Below are 16,857 nucleotides of genomic sequence, written 5' to 3' on the forward strand. Positions count from 1 at the left end.
TTTCATTCATCATTCATTTTTCTCTTTTTTAAGGCGCAAACGTTTTCATTAATGAATGATAACAGATTCTATCTCAATTTAAAATAGCGCTTACAATTTTTATTGTTCTTTTTCTAAGAAAACATATGAAAACCACTAATAAATCTCCAATAAATGAAAACGTTTTATTTTTTTATTTATTTTTTGAATCTATTCGTTTATAATGAACTCAAAGAAAACGTTTGCATAATTATTTCTAGGGGGAAATACCATGGCAGAACTTAAATTAGAAAACATTTATAAAATATATGATAATAACGTAACAGCTGTAACTGATTTTAATTTACACATTCAAGATAAAGAATTTATTGTATTTGTCGGTCCTTCTGGATGCGGAAAATCTACAACATTACGAATGGTAGCTGGACTTGAAGATATTTCAAAAGGCGAGTTTTCAATTGATGGTAAACTAATGAATGATGTTCCTCCAAAAGATCGAGATATCGCTATGGTATTCCAAAACTACGCTCTTTATCCACATATGAGTGTATATGATAATATGGCATTTGGATTAAAACTTCGAAAAATACCAAAAGATGAAATCGATCGTCGTGTGAAAGATGCAGCAAAAATTTTAGGACTTGAACAATATTTAGATAGAAAACCGAAAGCATTATCAGGTGGACAGCGCCAACGTGTTGCGTTAGGTAGAGCAATCGTTCGAGATGCAAAAGTTTTCTTAATGGATGAACCATTATCAAACTTAGATGCTAAACTCCGTGTTGCAATGCGCTCAGAAATTTCTAAGCTACATCATCGCCTTGGAACAACAACAATTTATGTAACACATGACCAAACAGAAGCAATGACTATGGCTTCGCGTCTTGTCGTTATGAAGGATGGAAAAATCCAACAAATTGGAACTCCAAAAGAAGTATACGAAACGCCAGAAAACATTTTCGTGGGTGGATTTATCGGCTCACCAGCGATGAATTTCTTCCGTGGTAAATTGACTGAAACCGATTTCGTTATAGACAATACTATAAAAATTAAAGTATCTGAAGGAAAAATGAAGATGCTACGTGAACAAGGCTATGTAAATAAGGAAATTGTTTTAGGTATTCGCCCAGAGGACATTCATGATGAACTACTATTTTTAGAAGCTTCGCAATCTACTGCCTTCACAACAAAAATTGAAGTCGCTGAATTATTAGGTGCTGAATCCATTTTATATATGAAACTTGGAAATCAAGATTTTGCAGCACGTGTAGATGCAAGACATACATTTTCACCTGGTGATCAAATTAAATTAGCATTTGATATGAATAAAGCACATTTCTTTGATAACCAAACTGAACAACGTATTCGCTAAAAAATTTATCTTTACTATACACATACAAAAAAACCGTCCACATATATTGAGGGCGGTTTTTATTATTATACTAGGGCTTCTACTGTATGAAATGATTGTCCTTTTGTACTAATAATACCGAAAATCGGTAAATCACTAAGCACCACTTCTTCTTGCTGTTTCATAAAAGATGACGTTAATTGTTTTATCTCTATCCAAACGTCATTAATACAAAGTACATTGGAATCGTTCTCTTGTTGGCGAGAAAAAATAGAATCTATTTTATATAAACCTGCATTTTGAAAAAGCATATCAATGCGACTGAATGCATTCAAAGTAATGCTAATAACGCGTTGCCAATCTCCTTGCTTTCCCATATCATAGGATACAAAAAGTGCCTCTCCGCCTAGATTCATAATTTCCTCCACTGTTGCTTGTCCACTCTCTTGATCAATGTCCGTCACAATAACTTTTGCGCCTTGTTTAGCCAACAAAAGAGCTGTATTACGTCCAATACCGATGCCACCGCCAGTTACGATAGCAACTTTTCCTGCAAGCTTCATTTTCATTACCCCTTCTATAAGTCTTACCGTCATTCAGTATACTCCTTTATAAGATTAATCTGCAAGCAAGAAAAATTGCTATTTTACTTGTAAACGTTTACTTTTTATCCTTCTTTTTTCTTATTATTACGCTGATCGAAAACTAAACCGATGAAAATTAAAATCCCCCAAAAGATTACACTACCTCCAGTCATTTTAATCTCCCCCTTATTATATAAAGTGAAATTTTAATCAGCCCCAATATGGCGGAATAAAGATATTATTTTTAATCATTATATCATTTTCTTAATTTTCAATCTATTATAAATAGAATTAACACATTTTAGCTTTTCCTTACTGTAAACATTCCCCATATACTTATAAAATCAAAAAGACCCTTTTATATATAAAAAGGTCTTTTTTTCATTATACAAGACTTATTACTTTCGTTTTTGTAATTAAATCCTGAAAACCACAATTATCTTTGCGGAACAACATCATATATATATTACATATTAATGGAATTCCTAATAGCAATACGTTCGGTAATAACACTACAAAAAATCTTATAATTAATGTTTGCAACGTTAGCTTTTCACTCTTCAATGAAATTAATTTTATTCTCGTTACCTTTTTTCCAAGTGTAACACCGTTCCAAATAAAGGGTAACACAATAAAATATATCGCCATTAATATAAAAACTACTGCGAAATCATATCTAAAATCACCTAAGCTTATATTAAAGCGCTTAAACATAGCACTATAGTTTCCGGTCATAATAGCTACTACTACACCATACATAACCGAGATTAAAAACATGTCAATTAGGGAAGCACCTATGCGATTCATTACAAGCGCTGGACGATGCATCTTTAACTTCATTTTATGTCGACTCCTTCATATCCTTCTTTACCCGTCTCATCGTACCACTTCTAAAAAACATTGTAAACTAGCCTTTCTCTTACTTTTCTTGTACAATTTGTTACAATAGCATTATAAAGGAGGTTCCCATATTGAAAAAATGGATAATCCTATTCGTCGCCTTCCTATTAACTGGTTGTGCAGGAAACACAGGTCACTTAACTTATACGGTTAACGATGAATACGAACTCATACGTACTTCTGGAAATGCATTTGAACTTTTCCCCTCGCAAGATGCTGTATATGCCACACAATACATCCCTGCAAAAATTACAGACATTGCTTGGGATGATAAATACATTATTGCAAAACAAACCGAGGAAAAATCAGATCCGAATAACCCTGACGCAGCAATTGCAAATAAAAAAAGTGAACATTATTGGATTATTGACGTAAAGCACAATAAACGTTTCGGTCCCTACAATGAAAAGCAATTTAATGAACAAAAAGATGCGTTTAAAATTAAGGTGCCTTTTCAAAATGTAGATTCATACATAAAAGAAATAAAAAAACAGTCAGCATAATATTTGAATGCTGACTGTTTTGCCTTACATTATTTTAGTGAGATGTTAAACGTTTGTGGCTCTTTTACAACATCTTGTGTTTCTGAATCTCCTGCAAGTAAATCATCAGTTGTAAACTGAATATCCTTTACCTTGTCTTTTCCATCGTCAAGTATTAAACCAATAATACCATCTCTTGTTTCACCAGGCTTATAGTCTTCTCTTGATACATTTTTTGTACCAACTAACGTATCTTCGTCATATAAAAAGTTTTGAGTGGCTACTTTAAAATGTTGCTTACCATTAATCATAACATCATTCATAGAGAAAAATTGCATATTTTTATTTCCGGTATTCTCCACTTTATATGTAATCTCAACGTAACGAATTGTATTACTAATCTCTGTTCCACTTAGCGATGCATATAATTCTGCATCTTCTTGGCTTACTTTATCCCCTAATCTCCGTTTTACTTCTTCAGGGGTTAGTGCCGTGTATACTTTCAATGTTTTTTTTGCCTTTTCACTCATCTGTGATAAAGAAATTACTTTCACATCTTGTACGTGAATTTTCATTGGCGCTACTTCAAATGTTTGATTCACAGAATGCATCTGCTCTAACTTAAAAGTACCCCATCCTGTTTCTTTCACTTTTTGTCCTACTTTTTTCAGCTCACGCCCACCATATTCTTTTGTTTCAGGAATAGATTCTTTCTTCTTCGGTTCAGCTTTCTTTTCTTCTTGATGGAAGCAACCACTTAACATAAGAAGAAAACTACATAAAACAAAAATACTTTTCCATGCTTTCATCATTTCATTTCTCCTAACGCTATCATTCATGAATATAAAATTAGTCCCTGGCTTTGTAAACTATAGAAACAATGACAAGTCCACAAAATGAACTTGTCAGTCCAGATACTATTATACCTCCAATTTGGAAAATATGAAAATAGGGATCTAGGAACGCGTGCACGATAAATATAATAGTTGCTACAACAATTACTGAAACCCAATACTTTCTTTTTTCCGAAGCTAAAATAAGATCTTTACCCATTTCATTTCTATACTTCCATAAAACGTATACTAATAGTAGAACACCAATACATGTACTTCCATGTTGCATATATTTATAAACAGAGATACCGTACCATTCTCTTTGTAATAATGGTATTTTCATAACGAAATAGCCTGTCTTATGAGTGAATGCATCCCAAACAACATGCGTGAGCATACCGAATAATGCAGAATAGCAAAATACAAAGAATTCTTTCCAGGTATGTAGCCCCCACCTCTCATCTATTGCATATGAATAATAACCAGCAAACGGTTTAGGTAAATGCGTTATAAACGGCTTTTTTAAAATGTAGTGATATATGTATGCGAGTAGAAATACAAGCGGTAAATTTAAATATAAGAACCCGAGCCATTTATGGCCAATAACACCATACGGTCTAAAGTGTAAAAAATATTCAAAGTCAGGCGCCATACTACCTAATATAAGAGCCGTTACTGAAATATGTTTAGAATGCTTTTTCGCAAAAGGAAGAACTGCTGCTGGATGTGCAAATGTAAACGGCATACTTTAACTCCTTCTCACATTTTCAATAGAATACCATATATCATAACGAGAGAATGGATCTTCATGCAATATTTATTTTCACATTGGAATATGATAGTTTAAATGATATAATCCACATAAAATATTCAGAAAATAAGGAAGGAATTCAGGTGTCATTAACACTTGTATTTGCCGCCTTTTTAGAATCAAAATCCGTTATGAATTGAGGTTTATATATTGATTGACGTACCCTTTTTACAAAATGTTACATTAAAAAAAGAAAATATCCCTAGTTTTTCCGCATATCCTTACTGCTTACCTGCTATCCGAACATTACAATCACTAGTTTTTCATCCAAATGTAACATTCATTATTGGAGAAAATGGAACGGGTAAATCAACATTACTTGAAGGAATTGCAATTGCGTTAGGCTTTAATGCAGAAGGTGGAACGAAGAATTTCCGCTTTAGCACTAACGATTCACATTCATCTTTACATGAATACCTTCGAATTTCCAAAAGTTTCAATACACCAAACGACGGTTTCTTTCTTCGCGCTGAATCATTTTATAACGTTGCTTCTTATATTGATGAAATAGATGCTATAAAATCTTACGGCGGCGTTTCACTACACGAACAATCTCACGGCGAATCATTCTTTTCCTTATTTATGAACCGTTTTTCAGGACAAGGTTTATACATTTTAGATGAGCCTGAGGCAGCTTTATCACCAATGAGACAACTTTCCATGCTTATTCGAATGCATGAGCTAGTGGAACAAGGTTCACAATTTGTTATTGCGACGCATTCTCCTATTTTAATGGCCTACCCTGAATCCACTATATATTCTTTAACACAAGAAGGGATTCACGAATCCACATTAGAAGAAACTGAGCATTACCAAACGACGAAACTTTTCTTTGAAAATCGTGATCGATTATTTCATCATCTATTTGAGTCGTAAAAAAAGAAGCAGCAATAGCTGCTTCTTTTTTATAGTGCTTCTATAAATAAGGCAACCCCGATACCGCCACCGACGCATAAAGAGGTAATTCCTTTTTCTAACCCACGTCTTTTTAATTCGTGAATTAAACTTACTGTAATACGAGCCCCTGTACAACCAATTGGATGCCCAAGTCCTACGCCACTACCGTTTACGTTCACTTTTTCACGGTCTAAGCCTAACTCTTTCTCTACAGCTAAATATTGAGCCGCGAAAGCTTCATTAATTTCAAGTAAATCTGCATCTTCCAATGACCAATCTACTTTTTCTAAACCTTTACGAATTGCTGGTGTTGGTCCAATACCCATAATTTTCGGGTCTACTCCAGCTACTGAATATCCAACAATTCTAGCTAACGGTTGTAAGCCTTTTTCTTTCGCTTTTTCTTCGCTCATTAATACTAGAACTGCACTTCCGTCATTCAGGCCAGATGCATTACCTGCAGTTACAGACCCATCTTTACGGAATGCTGGTTTTAACCCTGCTAATTTTTCCGCTGTAATATCTGCACGTGGATGCTCATCCTTCGAAAATACTACTTCTTTTCTACGTTCTTTTATTGTAATAGGAACAATTTGATCGTCAAAGTGTCCAGACTCGATTGCCTTCAGTGCCAATGTATGACTGCGAAGAGCAACTTCATCTTGTTCCTCTCTTGTAATTTCATATTGTTCAACTAAATTTTCCGCTGTTTCACCCATCATAATATGGTGAATCGGATCTTCTAACACTTCCCACACCGTATCACGAATTTCTCCGTGCTGTAGACGTTGTCCCCAGCGGTGCTGTTTCAATGCATAAGGGCTCGAACTCATCGCTTCTACTCCACCTGCAACAACAACATCACTTACACCTAATTGGATTTGCATTGCAGCTGACATAATTGCTTGCATACCTGAAGAACATTGACGTTGGATTGTATATCCCGTAACTGTGTCAGGAAATCCTGCCGCTAATGCAGCTGTTCTCGCTGTATTTGCTTCATCAGTTCTTTGAATACAATGACCTAAAATTACTTCATCAACTTCATGTGGTTCTACCCCGCCTCGTTTTACAGCTTCCTGAAGTACAGGAACAGCTAATTCTACTGGCGTTACATTTTTTAGCGCTCCTCCAAAAGTTCCAATTGGCGAACGAACTGCAGCTGTAATAACAACATTATGCATTTTGTACTTGCCCCTCTCTTATGTACCCTAGTAAGTTTTTAGGTGAAATTCCATAAGATGTATATCTATAACTATCATACTATAAACATACTAAAAAATCAAAATATTTAATATAATAAAAATAGAAGGAATTAACCTTCTATTCTGTCAGTGCATATAAAAACTTTTGCAAAATTTTCTCTGTCGTTTCATTCAATTTTGGCAACTTATCTACTGGAAAATATTGAAGTTTCAACCCTTCATGATCGAGCTTTAATTCCCCGCTCACATGATGTGCCTGATACAGATGAATGACATTGAAAATTTCATCGCCATTCGGATAACGGAAATATACTTCTTTTCCTGATAGAACACCAAGAAATTGCATTATTTTTGCAGTTAACCCCGTTTCCTCAAATAACTCTCTACGTGCCGTTTCTTCTGTCGTTTCACCCAGTTCCATCGCCCCGCCAGGTACACCCCAATCATATGTATCTGAACGATATTGAAGCAATACTTCTTGTTTATCATTTAATATAATGATTGCTGATCCTACGAGAATAAGCGGTCTTGTACCAACGACTTTTCGTAACTCTTCAATATACCCCATATGTAAATTCCCCTTTCCCTAACCTCCCTTATCATAACAAAATTTCTCTCTTTTTGTTCATGTAATTTTAAAGAAAAAAAGGAAGCTTTCGCCTCCGTTTTTTCATCTTTATTTCTTAAAACTTTCATATTTTACAGCTTCAAAAGCTTCCTCAATTTCATCATTACGATAATGGACATATGTAAAACGACCCAATTCTACTAATCTTGCTATTTCCTGTAACGCTTTATGCTGCTCATATGTTTCTTTCAGCTTAATATGTACATAAAACTTCATTAAAGGATGTTCATATAAAGGTTCTCCCACCTCTACATATACATCTTCAACCCCTTGTACAACTCTTACATAACTCGCAAATTGATAAAGTGCTTCTCTGTCTGAAACGATTTTTAATGTATACATATATTCTCCCCCTTTCCTTTACTATATCAAAAAGACGACCACACCATGTTATAGAACTATGAAATTTTTTCGACTTGTCATCTATATATTCAATAAAGAAGGCGTTTATCCATACATGACATCTTTTTCCCACATATATTATAGGAAGAACTTTTTTCATTTGAGGTGTTCCTTATGGATCCATACGTCAATATATGTATTTGCATTACTCCCGGCGCCGATATTTCTGATGACCGCATCGCAAAAGATTTAGCTGTTGCAGAATCAATTTGGCATCCCATTACATTTCAAATTCAAGAAGTAATTGTATTAAATGAACTTTTCCGTTTTTTTGACCGTGAAATCAGTTATAAAAATTCCATTCAAAGTCAAGAAAAACTGGCATCCTTTTTCCAAACATGTGTAAATGAAGCTCCTGAATGCGACCTTTATATTTGTTATATTGGCAGTGATTATTTCAAAGAAACAGCAGTAATTGCCTGCGCTTATTCTTTAGCAAAACAACAGCAACTTACTGGCTATATCGTTTTAACAAATTCAGCTGCTCCTATGAAAAATATATATACGCTCGCTCACGAAATTGGTCATATTTTATTTACAAGACGTATTCATGGAAAACTTACTCATGCAGATCCTCATTCTCCAACCGGCTCGGAGCACCACCCTTCTCCAACAAATCTTATGTATCCGATAGTCCCTCGTCCAGAAAACGTTCATATTCATTCCTTATTAACAGCAGAACAAAAAGCGCTCTCTTTACAAAGCTCTTTATTACAAAGAAAAAAACAGTAACCCTCATGTTACTGTTTAAAACAACTTATTCCAATCAACAAAACAAATCCCGGCTGCTAGAAATAAAAATAGACAACTAAATGTAAATGTAATCCCTCTAAAAATCCCTATATAATATTTCTTTGGAAATAATTTTTGGTATATCCAGAGCAGCCGCTTTTTATTGAATTTCTAGTTCATACTTTTTCTTTCTTCAATTTTTAAAGACCATTTCATTAATCCATATATACTTCCATACATAAGTAAGACCTTTGCAATTCCCCAAAATACATTACTTTCTTCTAAGTCTTTAAATAAGAACATAATCATAAGAGGAACAATTAGTACAAAAACACCCATCCAGCCAAGAACATATACTTCACCAATAAGAAGTAATAAAAAGATAATTGCTGCTAATATATATGTTTGCATTGTCGCCAATTGCAATACAGGTGTCCCATACCATTTATTCATAAACATCAATAACACCAATAATAAAATAGGAACCATTACTATTACATAAATCATTCCAAATTCTACTAATTTACTTTTAAAAGAAGACATTCTAAATGCAACAATCGTTCCAATAATCGTAATGATTAAAACGATAGGATAACCAATTAACTGTACATTTGTTAAAGCAAATTGTTGATCGGGGCTTCCAAATAAAATATTTGTCAGTAACCAATACCCACCAATACCAATAATCATCCCTAAAATACTTTTTATGCTCCCGCTTTTATCCTTCTCCATCTCTTTCGCTAATTCTTCCGCATACTCTTTTGGTGAGTCACCAAATATGTCACTTACTGTCTTTCCCTTTTTTTCACCTTCTATTAAATGAAGCTCTGCATCTTCTAGAAAAGCGTCCACATCTTCTTCTTTAATCCCTTTTGTTATTAAATATACTTTCGTATCGATTAAAAACTTTTCACCTTCTTTAGAAATCTTCATTATAACCCCTCCCTTATTTAACCATTTCTCTTCTATTTGTTTTCATCATAATTTCAACGAAAATTAAAATAAATAAACTTCCATATAAACATATAATTTGAAATAACATTGGCATGAGATCTTCAGATGTAAATGTTTTAAACATTAACATAATAGAAAGCGGAATGATTAAATATAAGTTTTTAAACCATCCTTCAAAATACATATTTATCACTACTGTGATGATAAAAATACCACCAGCCAATAAATAACTTTGCATTTGAGTGAATATAAACATTTTTGTAGGATATATCACATCTAGTACCATAATAACTCCCATTAAAAACATTGGCGCTATCATTACTAAAAACCACATAGAAAACCACGTTTTTGAAAAACTTGTTACAAAAGTCATTTTGCGAAGTAGAAAATTAGGACCTATAACAACTAAAATAAATGAAAAACTGTAACCGATACACTGAATAAGTGAAATCTGTAACATTCCATGATTCACCATTAAGATAGAAGCAATAATCCAAAACGATACGATATTCATTACTGTAAAACCAATTTGCTTCCACGTTTCCTGTCTATCCCTTTCCATCACTTTTACAAGTTCATCTGCATATTCTTTCGGTGAGCTTCCGAAAATATCTTCTACACTCTTCCCCTCACTCTCAGCTTCTATTAAATGCAACTCTGCATCTTCTAAAAAGTTTTCAATATCACTTTCTTTTACACTCTTTGCCGTCAAAAATAATCTCATATTTAACAAAAACTTTCGCGCTTCACTTGATAGCATTATTTTTTTCTCCCCTTCCCTTCAAGTAGACGCTCTACACTACTTTGCATCGCTTCCCAGCGATCCATAAATTTACCAAGTGCTTCCTCGCCTTTTTCTGTTAATGTATAATATTTTCTCTTTGGACCAGATGGAGATTCCTTCATTACGCTTGTTATTAGTCCTTCTTTTTGCATTCGTATTAATAACGGATAAATACTTCCCTCACTCGCCATTGTAAAACCATACTTCGCTAGCTTTTCACTCATTTCATAACCGTATATTTCGCCTTCAGAAATAATAGCAAGTAAGCATCCTTCTAAAATCCCTTTCAGCATTTGACTTGTCGACATAATTTAAATCCTCCTACTATCTTGTTTTACAAGATAGATAAGCGTAAGTATCTTGCTTTACAAAATAGTATAGCAAAGACTATTTTGCAAAACAAGATAGCTAACGATATTTTTTTCCAAATGTTTGCAGGAATTTCATTATAGCTTCTCTAAATAGAGCACTATGAAAACTTTATTATGAAGGGATGTTTTTCATCATGGTTACAAATCGAGTTGTCTTTTTAACAGGTGCTGCAAGTGGTATTGGTTATGAAATGGGAAAGGCTTTTGCAAAAGAAGGTGCAAAAGTTGTGATTACCGATCGACTTGAAGAACGTGCAAAAGAAGCTGCTGAACAATTACAAAATGAAGGTTTTCAAGCTATCGGTTTAAAATGTGACGTTACATCTGAAGAGGAAATTACAGCAGCAATTTCTCAAACAGTTGATCATTTCGGTTCATTACATATATTAATTAACAACGCAGGAATGCAACACGTTTCACCCATTGAAGACTTTCCAACTGAAAAGTTCGAGCTACTAATTCAAATTATGCAAATTGCTCCGTTTATCGCAATTAAGCATGCCTTTCCGATTATGAAACAACAAAAATATGGTCGTATTATTAATGTCGCTTCTATTAACGGCCTTGTCGGATTTGCTGGAAAAGCTGCCTACAATAGTGCAAAACATGGCGTAATTGGATTAACAAAAGTTGCTGCTTTAGAAGGTGCTACGCATGGTATTACTGTTAATGCCCTTTGCCCTGGTTATGTCGATACCCCTCTTGTACGTAATCAACTACAAGACTTAGCTACTACACGAAATGTACCACTTGAAAATGTTTTAGAAGATGTTATTTATCCACTCGTCCCACAAAAGCGCTTATTACAAGTACAAGAAATCGCTGATTATGCGATGTTTTTAGCGAGTGAAAAAGCTAAAGGTATAACGGGACAAGCTGTTGTTATAGATGGTGGTTATACCGCTCAATAAAAATAAAGTTTGCTCAAGAAGAGCAAACTTTATTTTTATTCCCGAGGATCTTCGTACTTTAGTAATTGCCGCGGGAGCTTCTCAATTGCAACAATTACCCCCTCTAGTTTACTTTCAATACGGTGGAGTAAATATAATGTTACAACAATCGGAAACCCTACATTACCTATCATCTTGATCCACTCTTCCATCCTCTTCCCCTCCTTTCATTATATAAGTAAGAGAAAACACTGCATTTAGGCATAAAAAAACAAGCTATTATGTATTAGCTTGTTTTTCAAATAATGATGCAATTTCTCGTTTATAGTCCCCGCGTATAATACCTTTCTCAGTAATAATTCCTGTAATTAATTCATTCGGCGTTATGTCAAATGCTGGATTATAAACATCCGTTCCAATTGGTGCTACTTGTTTTCCAAAGATTTTCGTAACTTCTGTTTCATCTCTTTCTTCAATAATAATTTCAGCTCCAGTTTCTTTCGTAACATCAAATGTTGACAGTGGAGCAGCAACGTAAAATGGGATATTAAAGTGCTTTGCTAAAATAGCTAAATTCATTGTCCCTATTTTATTTGCCGTATCTCCATTTGCGACAATTCGATCCGCCCCTACAATAATTGCATTTATTTCTTTCGTTTGAATAGCATGAGCTGCAGTATTATCTGTAATAAGGGTCACATCAATATTTGCTTGCTTCAATTCCCAGGTCGTTAAGCGACCACCTTGTAAAACTGGTCTCGTTTCACACGCATATGCATGTAAACGCACACCTTTCTCTTTTCCAATATAAAAGGGAGCTAATGCAGTTCCATATCTGGCAGTTGCGATACTTCCAGCGTTACAGATTGTTAAAATATTATCGCCATCTTTAAAACATGTTAACGCATATTCCCCAATATTTCGGCACACCTCTTCATCTTCCTGCTGAATGCGAAGCGCTTCTTCTTCTAATGTTTTTTGTGCTTCTTTTATTGTAGTAATCTCTCGAATAGATTCTCTCATACGATCAATTGCCCAAAATAAATTTACTGCTGTCGGGCGTGACGTTCCTAAATAATTACAATCTCTATTAAACTTCTTTTGAAATTCTTCAATATGTACAGTGTTATATTTTTTTGATGCAAGCGCCAAGCCAAATGCAGCTACAATTCCAATTGCAGGCGCTCCTCGTACTTCTAACATTACGATGCTTTTCCAAACCTCTTCAATAGTCGTCAATGTTTTGTATTCTGTGCTATGCGGCAATTTCGTTTGATTTAATACCACAATTGCATCACCTTTCCAGCTTACAGATCTCGGAACAGTAACAATTGTACTCACGCTTTTACGCCCCCTGAAACTGTCTGTTGAAATAATGTTCGAAACAGTTGAATATCAGCACTTTTAGATTCATATTTTATTAGTTCTTTACCTAAGGATAGCGCTTGTTTCTTAGCTTGAATTCTTGTTTCTTTATTTTCTATTTCATCTAAATCTGCTACATGAGCTAAACCAATTGTTCTACGAATCAGTTCACATCCGGCAAATCCAACTGCATCAGTAAAGATATTTTGCAAAATAATTGGTAACCATTGTTTTTCTTTCGTATATGCTTCTACACCTTCTCCAATCCATAACTTTGTAAAAGTTTCTACAAAATAACTCCACGTCTTTTCTATATGGAAAAATAGTACACTTCTTTTTTCTTCTTCTCTAGATAAAGCATTTAATAATAGATTTGCAATAAATTGACCTATGTCAAATCCAAATGGGCCATATGTCGCAAATTCTGGATCAATCACTTTCGTTTCAGAAGGTGACGAAAAAATACTACCAGTATGTAAATCACCATGAATAAGAGTTTCTTTTCTTGTTAAGAACTTATATTTATATTGTGCTACTTTTAGTTTTAACGTTTTATCACTCCAAAGTTCATCAACCACGAGCTGTAAATCTGGCTCATAATCATTTGTATCATAATGTCCAAACGGATCTGTAAACACTAAATCCTCTGTAATTTTACAAAGGTCCGGATTTACAAAGGTACCTTCTAGTACCCTCTTCTCTTCTGACTGTAAACCAAAATCTGAAGTATAAAATAAAACATGTGCTAGAAAACGGCCGATATGCTGGGATAAAAGCGGATATTCTTCTCCGTCTATTAATCCTTTTCTTGTAATTGTTAGTCTTGATAAGTCTTCTATTACCGTTATCGCTAACTCTTCATCATGACTGTACACTACTGGAACATAATCCGGTACATACTGCGCAAAAATTTGTAATGCCTTGCTTTCAATCGTTGCTCTTTTTATAGACAATGGCCAGCTTTCACCAACTACTTTCGCATAAGGCAGTGCTTGTTTTATTATAATGGATTTCTCTCCATCATCTAATTTGAACACGTAATTTAAGTTTCCGTCTCCAATTTCATGACAAACGACATTTGCCTTCGCTTCAAAATAGCCATGATCTTTCGCATATTGTACAGCTGTTATTTCTGTTAATGAATAATATCCCATCGTCTTCTCCCCCTTTTTAAATTCAGAGGTTTTTCTAACATAGAAAAACCTCTTTCCACTAAGAAAGAGGTTTGAAGTTTATCTTCTCCCCTCTTATCTGCCAGAAAGTTTTACTTTCTGCTGGAATTAGCACCGTGCCTTTTGGCGTAATAAACGCCCCATTTCACAATGGTATTACGGTCGGTTGCTGGGCTTCATCGGGCCAAATCCCTCCACCTGCTCTTGATAAGAGTTGTATAATTTTTTTGAATTTTTAACTTTATGTTGAAGACTATACCAAGAATAAAAATCACTTGTCAACATTTTATTTGTATAATTCTGGACGGCGATCCGCAAAAACTGGAATTCCTTTACGTACTTCTTTAATTTTCTCGAATTCAAGCTCTCCAAATAAAATTGATTCCTCTTCATTCGCCTCTACTACAACTTCACCCCAAGGGTCCACAATTAAAGAATGACCCGCAAATACATTATTTGGATCCTTTCCTGCTCTATTACACGCAACAACATAACACTGATTTTCAACTGCTCTTGCTTGCAATAGCAAACGCCAATGTGCTAAACGAACTAATGGCCATTCTGCTACAACAAATAATACTTTTGCCCCTTTAGCAGTATGGACACGCATCCACTCTGGAAAACGAATATCATAACAAATTGTTCCAGCGCATTCGACATCATCTAGCTTAAATTCGCCCGTACCATTACCGGCTATTAAATATTTATGTTCATCCATAAGCTGAAATAAATGTACTTTACTATATTCGTTGACTAGCTGTCCTTCATTATTTACAACATACATCGTATTTGTAACGCCTTGCTCTGTTTGCTTTGCTATAGAACCACCAACAATATGTATATCATATTGCTTCGCCCATTCTATTAACTTTTCTTTCGTTTCCACTCCATCCCTATCTGCAATTTCAGAAAGTCTCGTTAAATCATATCCTGTTGTCCATAGTTCTGGTAAGACGATAACATCTGGCCTTTCCTTCATAGCTTCGCTTATTTTATTTTTAGCATTCTCAATATTTTTTTCTACATCTCCAAAAACAATATCCATTTGAATACATGCGACTTTCATTTTTTCAGCCCCATTCTTATTTTTTTCTTTACAAAATACTGGAAAGATTATATCATTTGTCACTAGAATTGTAACAACTTTCAAAAGAGGTGGAAAGTATGAAATTATTTAAACCTTCTGAGATAGTAACATCATTGCCAACACAATTTTTCGCTTCACTTGTTGCAAAAGTTAACAAAGTCGTTGCAGCTGGTCACGATGTTATTAATCTAGGTCAAGGTAATCCAGATCAACCAACACCGCAGCATATCGTAAAAGCTTTACAAGATGCTGCCGAAAAGACCATTCATCATAAATATCCGCCATTTCGCGGACATGAAAGCTTAAAGGAAGCCGTGGCTACATTCTATAAACGTGAATACGGCATCGAATTAAACCCAAAAACTGAAGTTGCTATTTTGTTTGGCGGGAAGGCTGGACTAGTAGAATTACCGATTTGTTTTACAAATCCTGGTGATACGATTCTCGTTCCGGATCCAGGTTATCCAGATTATTTATCCGGGGTTGCTTTAGCAAAAGCACACTTTGAAACAATGCCGCTTATTGCAGAAAATAACTTTTTACCAGATTATACGAACATTGATGACTCTATTGCAGAGCGTGCAAAATTAATGTTTTTAAACTATCCAAATAATCCTACCGGTGCTACTGCATCAAAAGATTTTTTTGATGCAACCATTCACTTTGCTAATAAACATAATATATTAGTTGTTCACGATTTTGCTTATGGCGCTATCGGATTTGATGGTCAAAAACCTGTTAGTTTCTTGCAAGCAGATGGTGCGAAAGATATAGGAATTGAAATTTACACATTATCAAAAACTTTCAATATGGCTGGCTGGCGCATCGCTTTTGCTGTAGGGAATGAAAGTGTGATTGAAACAATTAACCTATTACAAGATCATATGTATGTTAGTATATTCGGTGCAGTTCAAGATGCTGCTCGAGAAGCGCTATTAAGTTCACAGTCTTGCGTAATAGACCTTGTAAATAGTTACGAATCTCGAAGAAACGCTCTTATTTCAGCCTGTCACTCAATTGGTTGGAATGTAGACATTCCAAAAGGATCATTCTTTGCATGGCTTCCCGTTCCAAAAGGATATACCTCTGAGCAATTTTCTGATATTTTACTAGAAAAAGCACATGTCGCAGTTGCTCCTGGTGTTGGATTTGGTAATCATGGGGAAGGGTATGTCCGTGTTGGTCTCTTGCATGCAGAAGATAGATTACGAGAAGCCATTAATCGAATTGATAAATTAAATTTTTTCAAAAAGTAATTGACAACACGAAAAATATCTGACAAAATTCAGTTATCTTAAAAATTTAAACATTTCTAAATACTTCTTATCAAGAGCAGGTGGAGGGACGAGCCCGACGAAACCCGGCAACCGATCTACAATTGTAGACACGGTGCTAATTCTCGCAGCATTACGCTGACAGATAAGGAGCTG

21 protein-coding genes, 1 pseudogene and 2 riboswitches are annotated in these 16,857 nt (G+C 34.7%); of the genes and pseudogenes, 6 read left to right on the plus strand and 16 right to left on the minus strand.

All coding sequences use genetic code 11. From position 1 onward, the window contains the following. Window positions 1-250 precede the first annotated feature (250 nt). Complete coding sequence (locus tag N2V80_RS20080) at window positions 251-1,351, plus strand: ABC transporter ATP-binding protein (protein WP_000818931.1); 1,101 nt, start codon at window positions 251-253, stop codon at window positions 1,349-1,351. 65 nt (window positions 1,352-1,416) lie between these two features. Here N2V80_RS20080 and N2V80_RS20085 read toward each other — a convergent pair whose 3' ends face one another. The 3 genes from N2V80_RS20085 to N2V80_RS20095 all read right to left on the minus strand — a co-directional run bounded on the left by N2V80_RS20085 (window position 1,417) and on the right by N2V80_RS20095 (window position 2,754). Beyond that, window positions 1,417-1,926 carry an SDR family NAD(P)-dependent oxidoreductase gene (locus N2V80_RS20085; RefSeq protein ID WP_000218410.1) on the minus strand — a complete coding sequence of 170 codons (510 nt, stop codon included), beginning with the start codon at window positions 1,924-1,926 and terminating at the stop codon, window positions 1,417-1,419. A gap of 71 nt (window positions 1,927-1,997) precedes the next feature. Next, window positions 1,998-2,087 carry a hypothetical protein gene (locus tag N2V80_RS20090; RefSeq protein WP_000145650.1) on the minus strand — a complete coding sequence of 30 codons (90 nt, stop codon included), beginning with the start codon at window positions 2,085-2,087 and terminating at the stop codon, window positions 1,998-2,000. 211 nt (window positions 2,088-2,298) lie between these two features. Beyond that, the gene (locus N2V80_RS20095; RefSeq protein ID WP_000769098.1) at window positions 2,299-2,754 is read right to left on the minus strand and encodes an RDD family protein; all 456 of its coding nucleotides are present in this window, start codon (window positions 2,752-2,754) and stop codon (window positions 2,299-2,301) included. Window positions 2,755-2,885: 131 nt separating this feature from the next. On the opposite strand from N2V80_RS20095, the gene N2V80_RS20100 reads away from it, so the two are divergent. Next, window positions 2,886-3,317, plus strand: coding sequence for a DUF3997 domain-containing protein (locus N2V80_RS20100; RefSeq protein ID WP_000758785.1), 432 nt, complete (start codon window positions 2,886-2,888; stop codon window positions 3,315-3,317). Window positions 3,318-3,346: 29 nt separating this feature from the next. On the opposite strand, the gene N2V80_RS20105 is transcribed toward N2V80_RS20100, so the two are convergent. After that, a complete protein-coding gene (locus tag N2V80_RS20105) occupies window positions 3,347-4,108 on the minus strand; it encodes a hypothetical protein (RefSeq protein WP_000973895.1) in 762 nt (253 codons plus the stop codon). Window positions 4,109-4,145: 37 nt separating this feature from the next. Next, window positions 4,146-4,874: a DUF4184 family protein gene (locus N2V80_RS20110; protein WP_001116847.1), complete on the minus strand. Its 729-nt coding sequence runs from the start codon at window positions 4,872-4,874 to the stop codon at window positions 4,146-4,148. Between the two features lie 216 nt (window positions 4,875-5,090). Between N2V80_RS20110 and N2V80_RS20115 the strand changes: the two genes are divergently transcribed. After that, a complete protein-coding gene (locus N2V80_RS20115) occupies window positions 5,091-5,816 on the plus strand; it encodes an AAA family ATPase (protein WP_000568010.1) in 726 nt (241 codons plus the stop codon). Between the two features lie 29 nt (window positions 5,817-5,845). Here the strand turns inward: N2V80_RS20115 and N2V80_RS20120 are convergent, their stop codons facing one another. The 3 genes from N2V80_RS20120 to N2V80_RS20130 all read right to left on the minus strand — a co-directional run bounded on the left by N2V80_RS20120 (window position 5,846) and on the right by N2V80_RS20130 (window position 8,012). Beyond that, a complete protein-coding gene (locus tag N2V80_RS20120) occupies window positions 5,846-7,021 on the minus strand; it encodes an acetyl-CoA C-acetyltransferase (RefSeq protein WP_061654443.1) in 1,176 nt (391 codons plus the stop codon). A 139-nt stretch (window positions 7,022-7,160) separates the two neighbouring features. Then, a complete protein-coding gene (locus tag N2V80_RS20125) occupies window positions 7,161-7,610 on the minus strand; it encodes an NUDIX hydrolase (RefSeq protein WP_002005651.1) in 450 nt (149 codons plus the stop codon). A gap of 108 nt (window positions 7,611-7,718) precedes the next feature. Then, window positions 7,719-8,012 carry a DUF3928 family protein gene (locus N2V80_RS20130; protein ID WP_000288330.1) on the minus strand — a complete coding sequence of 98 codons (294 nt, stop codon included), beginning with the start codon at window positions 8,010-8,012 and terminating at the stop codon, window positions 7,719-7,721. 174 nt (window positions 8,013-8,186) lie between these two features. Here N2V80_RS20130 and N2V80_RS20135 point away from each other — a divergent pair, with 174 nt between their 5' ends. Continuing rightward, window positions 8,187-8,804 (plus strand): ImmA/IrrE family metallo-endopeptidase, encoded by a 618-nt coding sequence (locus tag N2V80_RS20135; protein ID WP_000371605.1) that lies wholly within the window; start codon window positions 8,187-8,189, stop codon window positions 8,802-8,804. Between the two features lie 15 nt (window positions 8,805-8,819). Here the strand turns inward: N2V80_RS20135 and N2V80_RS20140 are convergent. The 4 genes and pseudogenes from N2V80_RS20140 to N2V80_RS20155 all read right to left on the minus strand — a co-directional run. Next, window positions 8,820-8,963, minus strand: a pseudogene (locus N2V80_RS20140) (DNA-binding protein); the annotation flags it as partial. Between the two features lie 12 nt (window positions 8,964-8,975). Continuing rightward, the gene (locus N2V80_RS20145) at window positions 8,976-9,737 is read right to left on the minus strand and encodes a DUF1129 domain-containing protein (RefSeq protein ID WP_000703260.1); all 762 of its coding nucleotides are present in this window, start codon (window positions 9,735-9,737) and stop codon (window positions 8,976-8,978) included. Window positions 9,738-9,750: 13 nt separating this feature from the next. Next, window positions 9,751-10,518, minus strand: a complete 768-nt coding sequence (locus tag N2V80_RS20150; protein ID WP_000952895.1) for a DUF1129 domain-containing protein — start codon at window positions 10,516-10,518, stop codon at window positions 9,751-9,753. Further along, the gene (locus N2V80_RS20155) at window positions 10,518-10,850 is read right to left on the minus strand and encodes a PadR family transcriptional regulator (RefSeq protein ID WP_000107985.1); all 333 of its coding nucleotides are present in this window, start codon (window positions 10,848-10,850) and stop codon (window positions 10,518-10,520) included. The genes N2V80_RS20150 and N2V80_RS20155 overlap by 1 nt, the downstream gene beginning before the upstream one ends. A 197-nt stretch (window positions 10,851-11,047) precedes the next feature. Between N2V80_RS20155 and N2V80_RS20160 the strand changes: the two genes are divergently transcribed. Next, on the plus strand, window positions 11,048-11,824 hold the full coding sequence (locus N2V80_RS20160) for a 3-hydroxybutyrate dehydrogenase (protein ID WP_000258428.1): 777 nt from the start codon (window positions 11,048-11,050) through the stop codon (window positions 11,822-11,824). A 35-nt stretch (window positions 11,825-11,859) separates the two neighbouring features. Here N2V80_RS20160 and N2V80_RS20165 read toward each other — a convergent pair whose 3' ends face one another. From N2V80_RS20165 to N2V80_RS20180, 4 genes are all read right to left on the minus strand, one after another. After that, the gene (locus tag N2V80_RS20165) at window positions 11,860-12,015 is read right to left on the minus strand and encodes a YvrJ family protein (RefSeq protein ID WP_000393337.1); all 156 of its coding nucleotides are present in this window, start codon (window positions 12,013-12,015) and stop codon (window positions 11,860-11,862) included. Between the two features lie 67 nt (window positions 12,016-12,082). Continuing rightward, entirely contained in the window at window positions 12,083-13,144 is a 1,062-nt protein-coding gene (gene mtnA / locus N2V80_RS20170) for an S-methyl-5-thioribose-1-phosphate isomerase (RefSeq protein ID WP_061654444.1), read from the minus strand. Continuing rightward, window positions 13,141-14,322: an S-methyl-5-thioribose kinase gene (gene mtnK, locus N2V80_RS20175; protein WP_000542674.1), complete on the minus strand. Its 1,182-nt coding sequence runs from the start codon at window positions 14,320-14,322 to the stop codon at window positions 13,141-13,143. The genes mtnA and mtnK overlap by 4 nt, the downstream gene beginning before the upstream one ends. Window positions 14,323-14,412: 90 nt before the next feature. Beyond that, window positions 14,413-14,554: riboswitch (SAM riboswitch) on the minus strand. A 72-nt stretch (window positions 14,555-14,626) separates the two neighbouring features. After that, window positions 14,627-15,490 (minus strand): carbon-nitrogen family hydrolase, encoded by an 864-nt coding sequence (locus N2V80_RS20180; protein WP_000869881.1) that lies wholly within the window; start codon window positions 15,488-15,490, stop codon window positions 14,627-14,629. Between the two features lie 14 nt (window positions 15,491-15,504). Here N2V80_RS20180 and N2V80_RS20185 point away from each other — a divergent pair, with 14 nt between their 5' ends. After that, window positions 15,505-16,683, plus strand: a complete 1,179-nt coding sequence (locus tag N2V80_RS20185) for a pyridoxal phosphate-dependent aminotransferase (RefSeq protein ID WP_000765269.1) — start codon at window positions 15,505-15,507, stop codon at window positions 16,681-16,683. Window positions 16,684-16,747: 64 nt separating this feature from the next. Further along, a riboswitch (SAM riboswitch) is annotated at window positions 16,748-16,853 on the plus strand. Window positions 16,854-16,857: the final 4 nt, after the last annotated feature.

It is taken from the genome of Bacillus sp. FSL W8-0640 (assembly GCF_038007725.1).
GTDB classification, from domain to species: Bacteria; Bacillota; Bacilli; order Bacillales; family Bacillaceae_G; genus Bacillus_A; species Bacillus_A cereus.

Bases quoted from the DNA above. Each gene is read 5' to 3' on its own strand.
- N2V80_RS20095 (WP_000769098.1), bottom strand. From the start codon at position 2,754: ATGAAGTTAAAGATGCATCGTCCAGCGCTTGTAATGAATCGCATAGGT.
- N2V80_RS20155 (WP_000107985.1), bottom strand. From the start codon at position 10,850: ATGTCGACAAGTCAAATGCTGAAAGGGATTTTAGAAGGATGCTTACTT.
- N2V80_RS20125 (WP_002005651.1), bottom strand. From the start codon at position 7,610: ATGGGGTATATTGAAGAGTTACGAAAAGTCGTTGGTACAAGACCGCTT.
- N2V80_RS20160 (WP_000258428.1), top strand. From the start codon at position 11,048: ATGGTTACAAATCGAGTTGTCTTTTTAACAGGTGCTGCAAGTGGTATT.
- N2V80_RS20110 (WP_001116847.1), bottom strand. From the start codon at position 4,874: ATGCCGTTTACATTTGCACATCCAGCAGCAGTTCTTCCTTTTGCGAAA.
- N2V80_RS20165 (WP_000393337.1), bottom strand. From the start codon at position 12,015: ATGGAAGAGTGGATCAAGATGATAGGTAATGTAGGGTTTCCGATTGTT.
- N2V80_RS20185 (WP_000765269.1), top strand. From the start codon at position 15,505: ATGAAATTATTTAAACCTTCTGAGATAGTAACATCATTGCCAACACAA.
- N2V80_RS20080 (WP_000818931.1), top strand. From the start codon at position 251: ATGGCAGAACTTAAATTAGAAAACATTTATAAAATATATGATAATAAC.
- N2V80_RS20135 (WP_000371605.1), top strand. From the start codon at position 8,187: ATGGATCCATACGTCAATATATGTATTTGCATTACTCCCGGCGCCGAT.
- N2V80_RS20105 (WP_000973895.1), bottom strand. From the start codon at position 4,108: ATGATGAAAGCATGGAAAAGTATTTTTGTTTTATGTAGTTTTCTTCTT.
- N2V80_RS20090 (WP_000145650.1), bottom strand. From the start codon at position 2,087: ATGACTGGAGGTAGTGTAATCTTTTGGGGGATTTTAATTTTCATCGGT.
- N2V80_RS20120 (WP_061654443.1), bottom strand. From the start codon at position 7,021: ATGCATAATGTTGTTATTACAGCTGCAGTTCGTTCGCCAATTGGAACT.
- N2V80_RS20130 (WP_000288330.1), bottom strand. From the start codon at position 8,012: ATGTATACATTAAAAATCGTTTCAGACAGAGAAGCACTTTATCAATTT.
- N2V80_RS20145 (WP_000703260.1), bottom strand. From the start codon at position 9,737: ATGAAGATTTCTAAAGAAGGTGAAAAGTTTTTAATCGATACGAAAGTA.
- N2V80_RS20150 (WP_000952895.1), bottom strand. From the start codon at position 10,518: ATGCTATCAAGTGAAGCGCGAAAGTTTTTGTTAAATATGAGATTATTT.
- N2V80_RS20085 (WP_000218410.1), bottom strand. From the start codon at position 1,926: ATGACGGTAAGACTTATAGAAGGGGTAATGAAAATGAAGCTTGCAGGA.
- mtnK (WP_000542674.1), bottom strand. From the start codon at position 14,322: ATGGGATATTATTCATTAACAGAAATAACAGCTGTACAATATGCGAAA.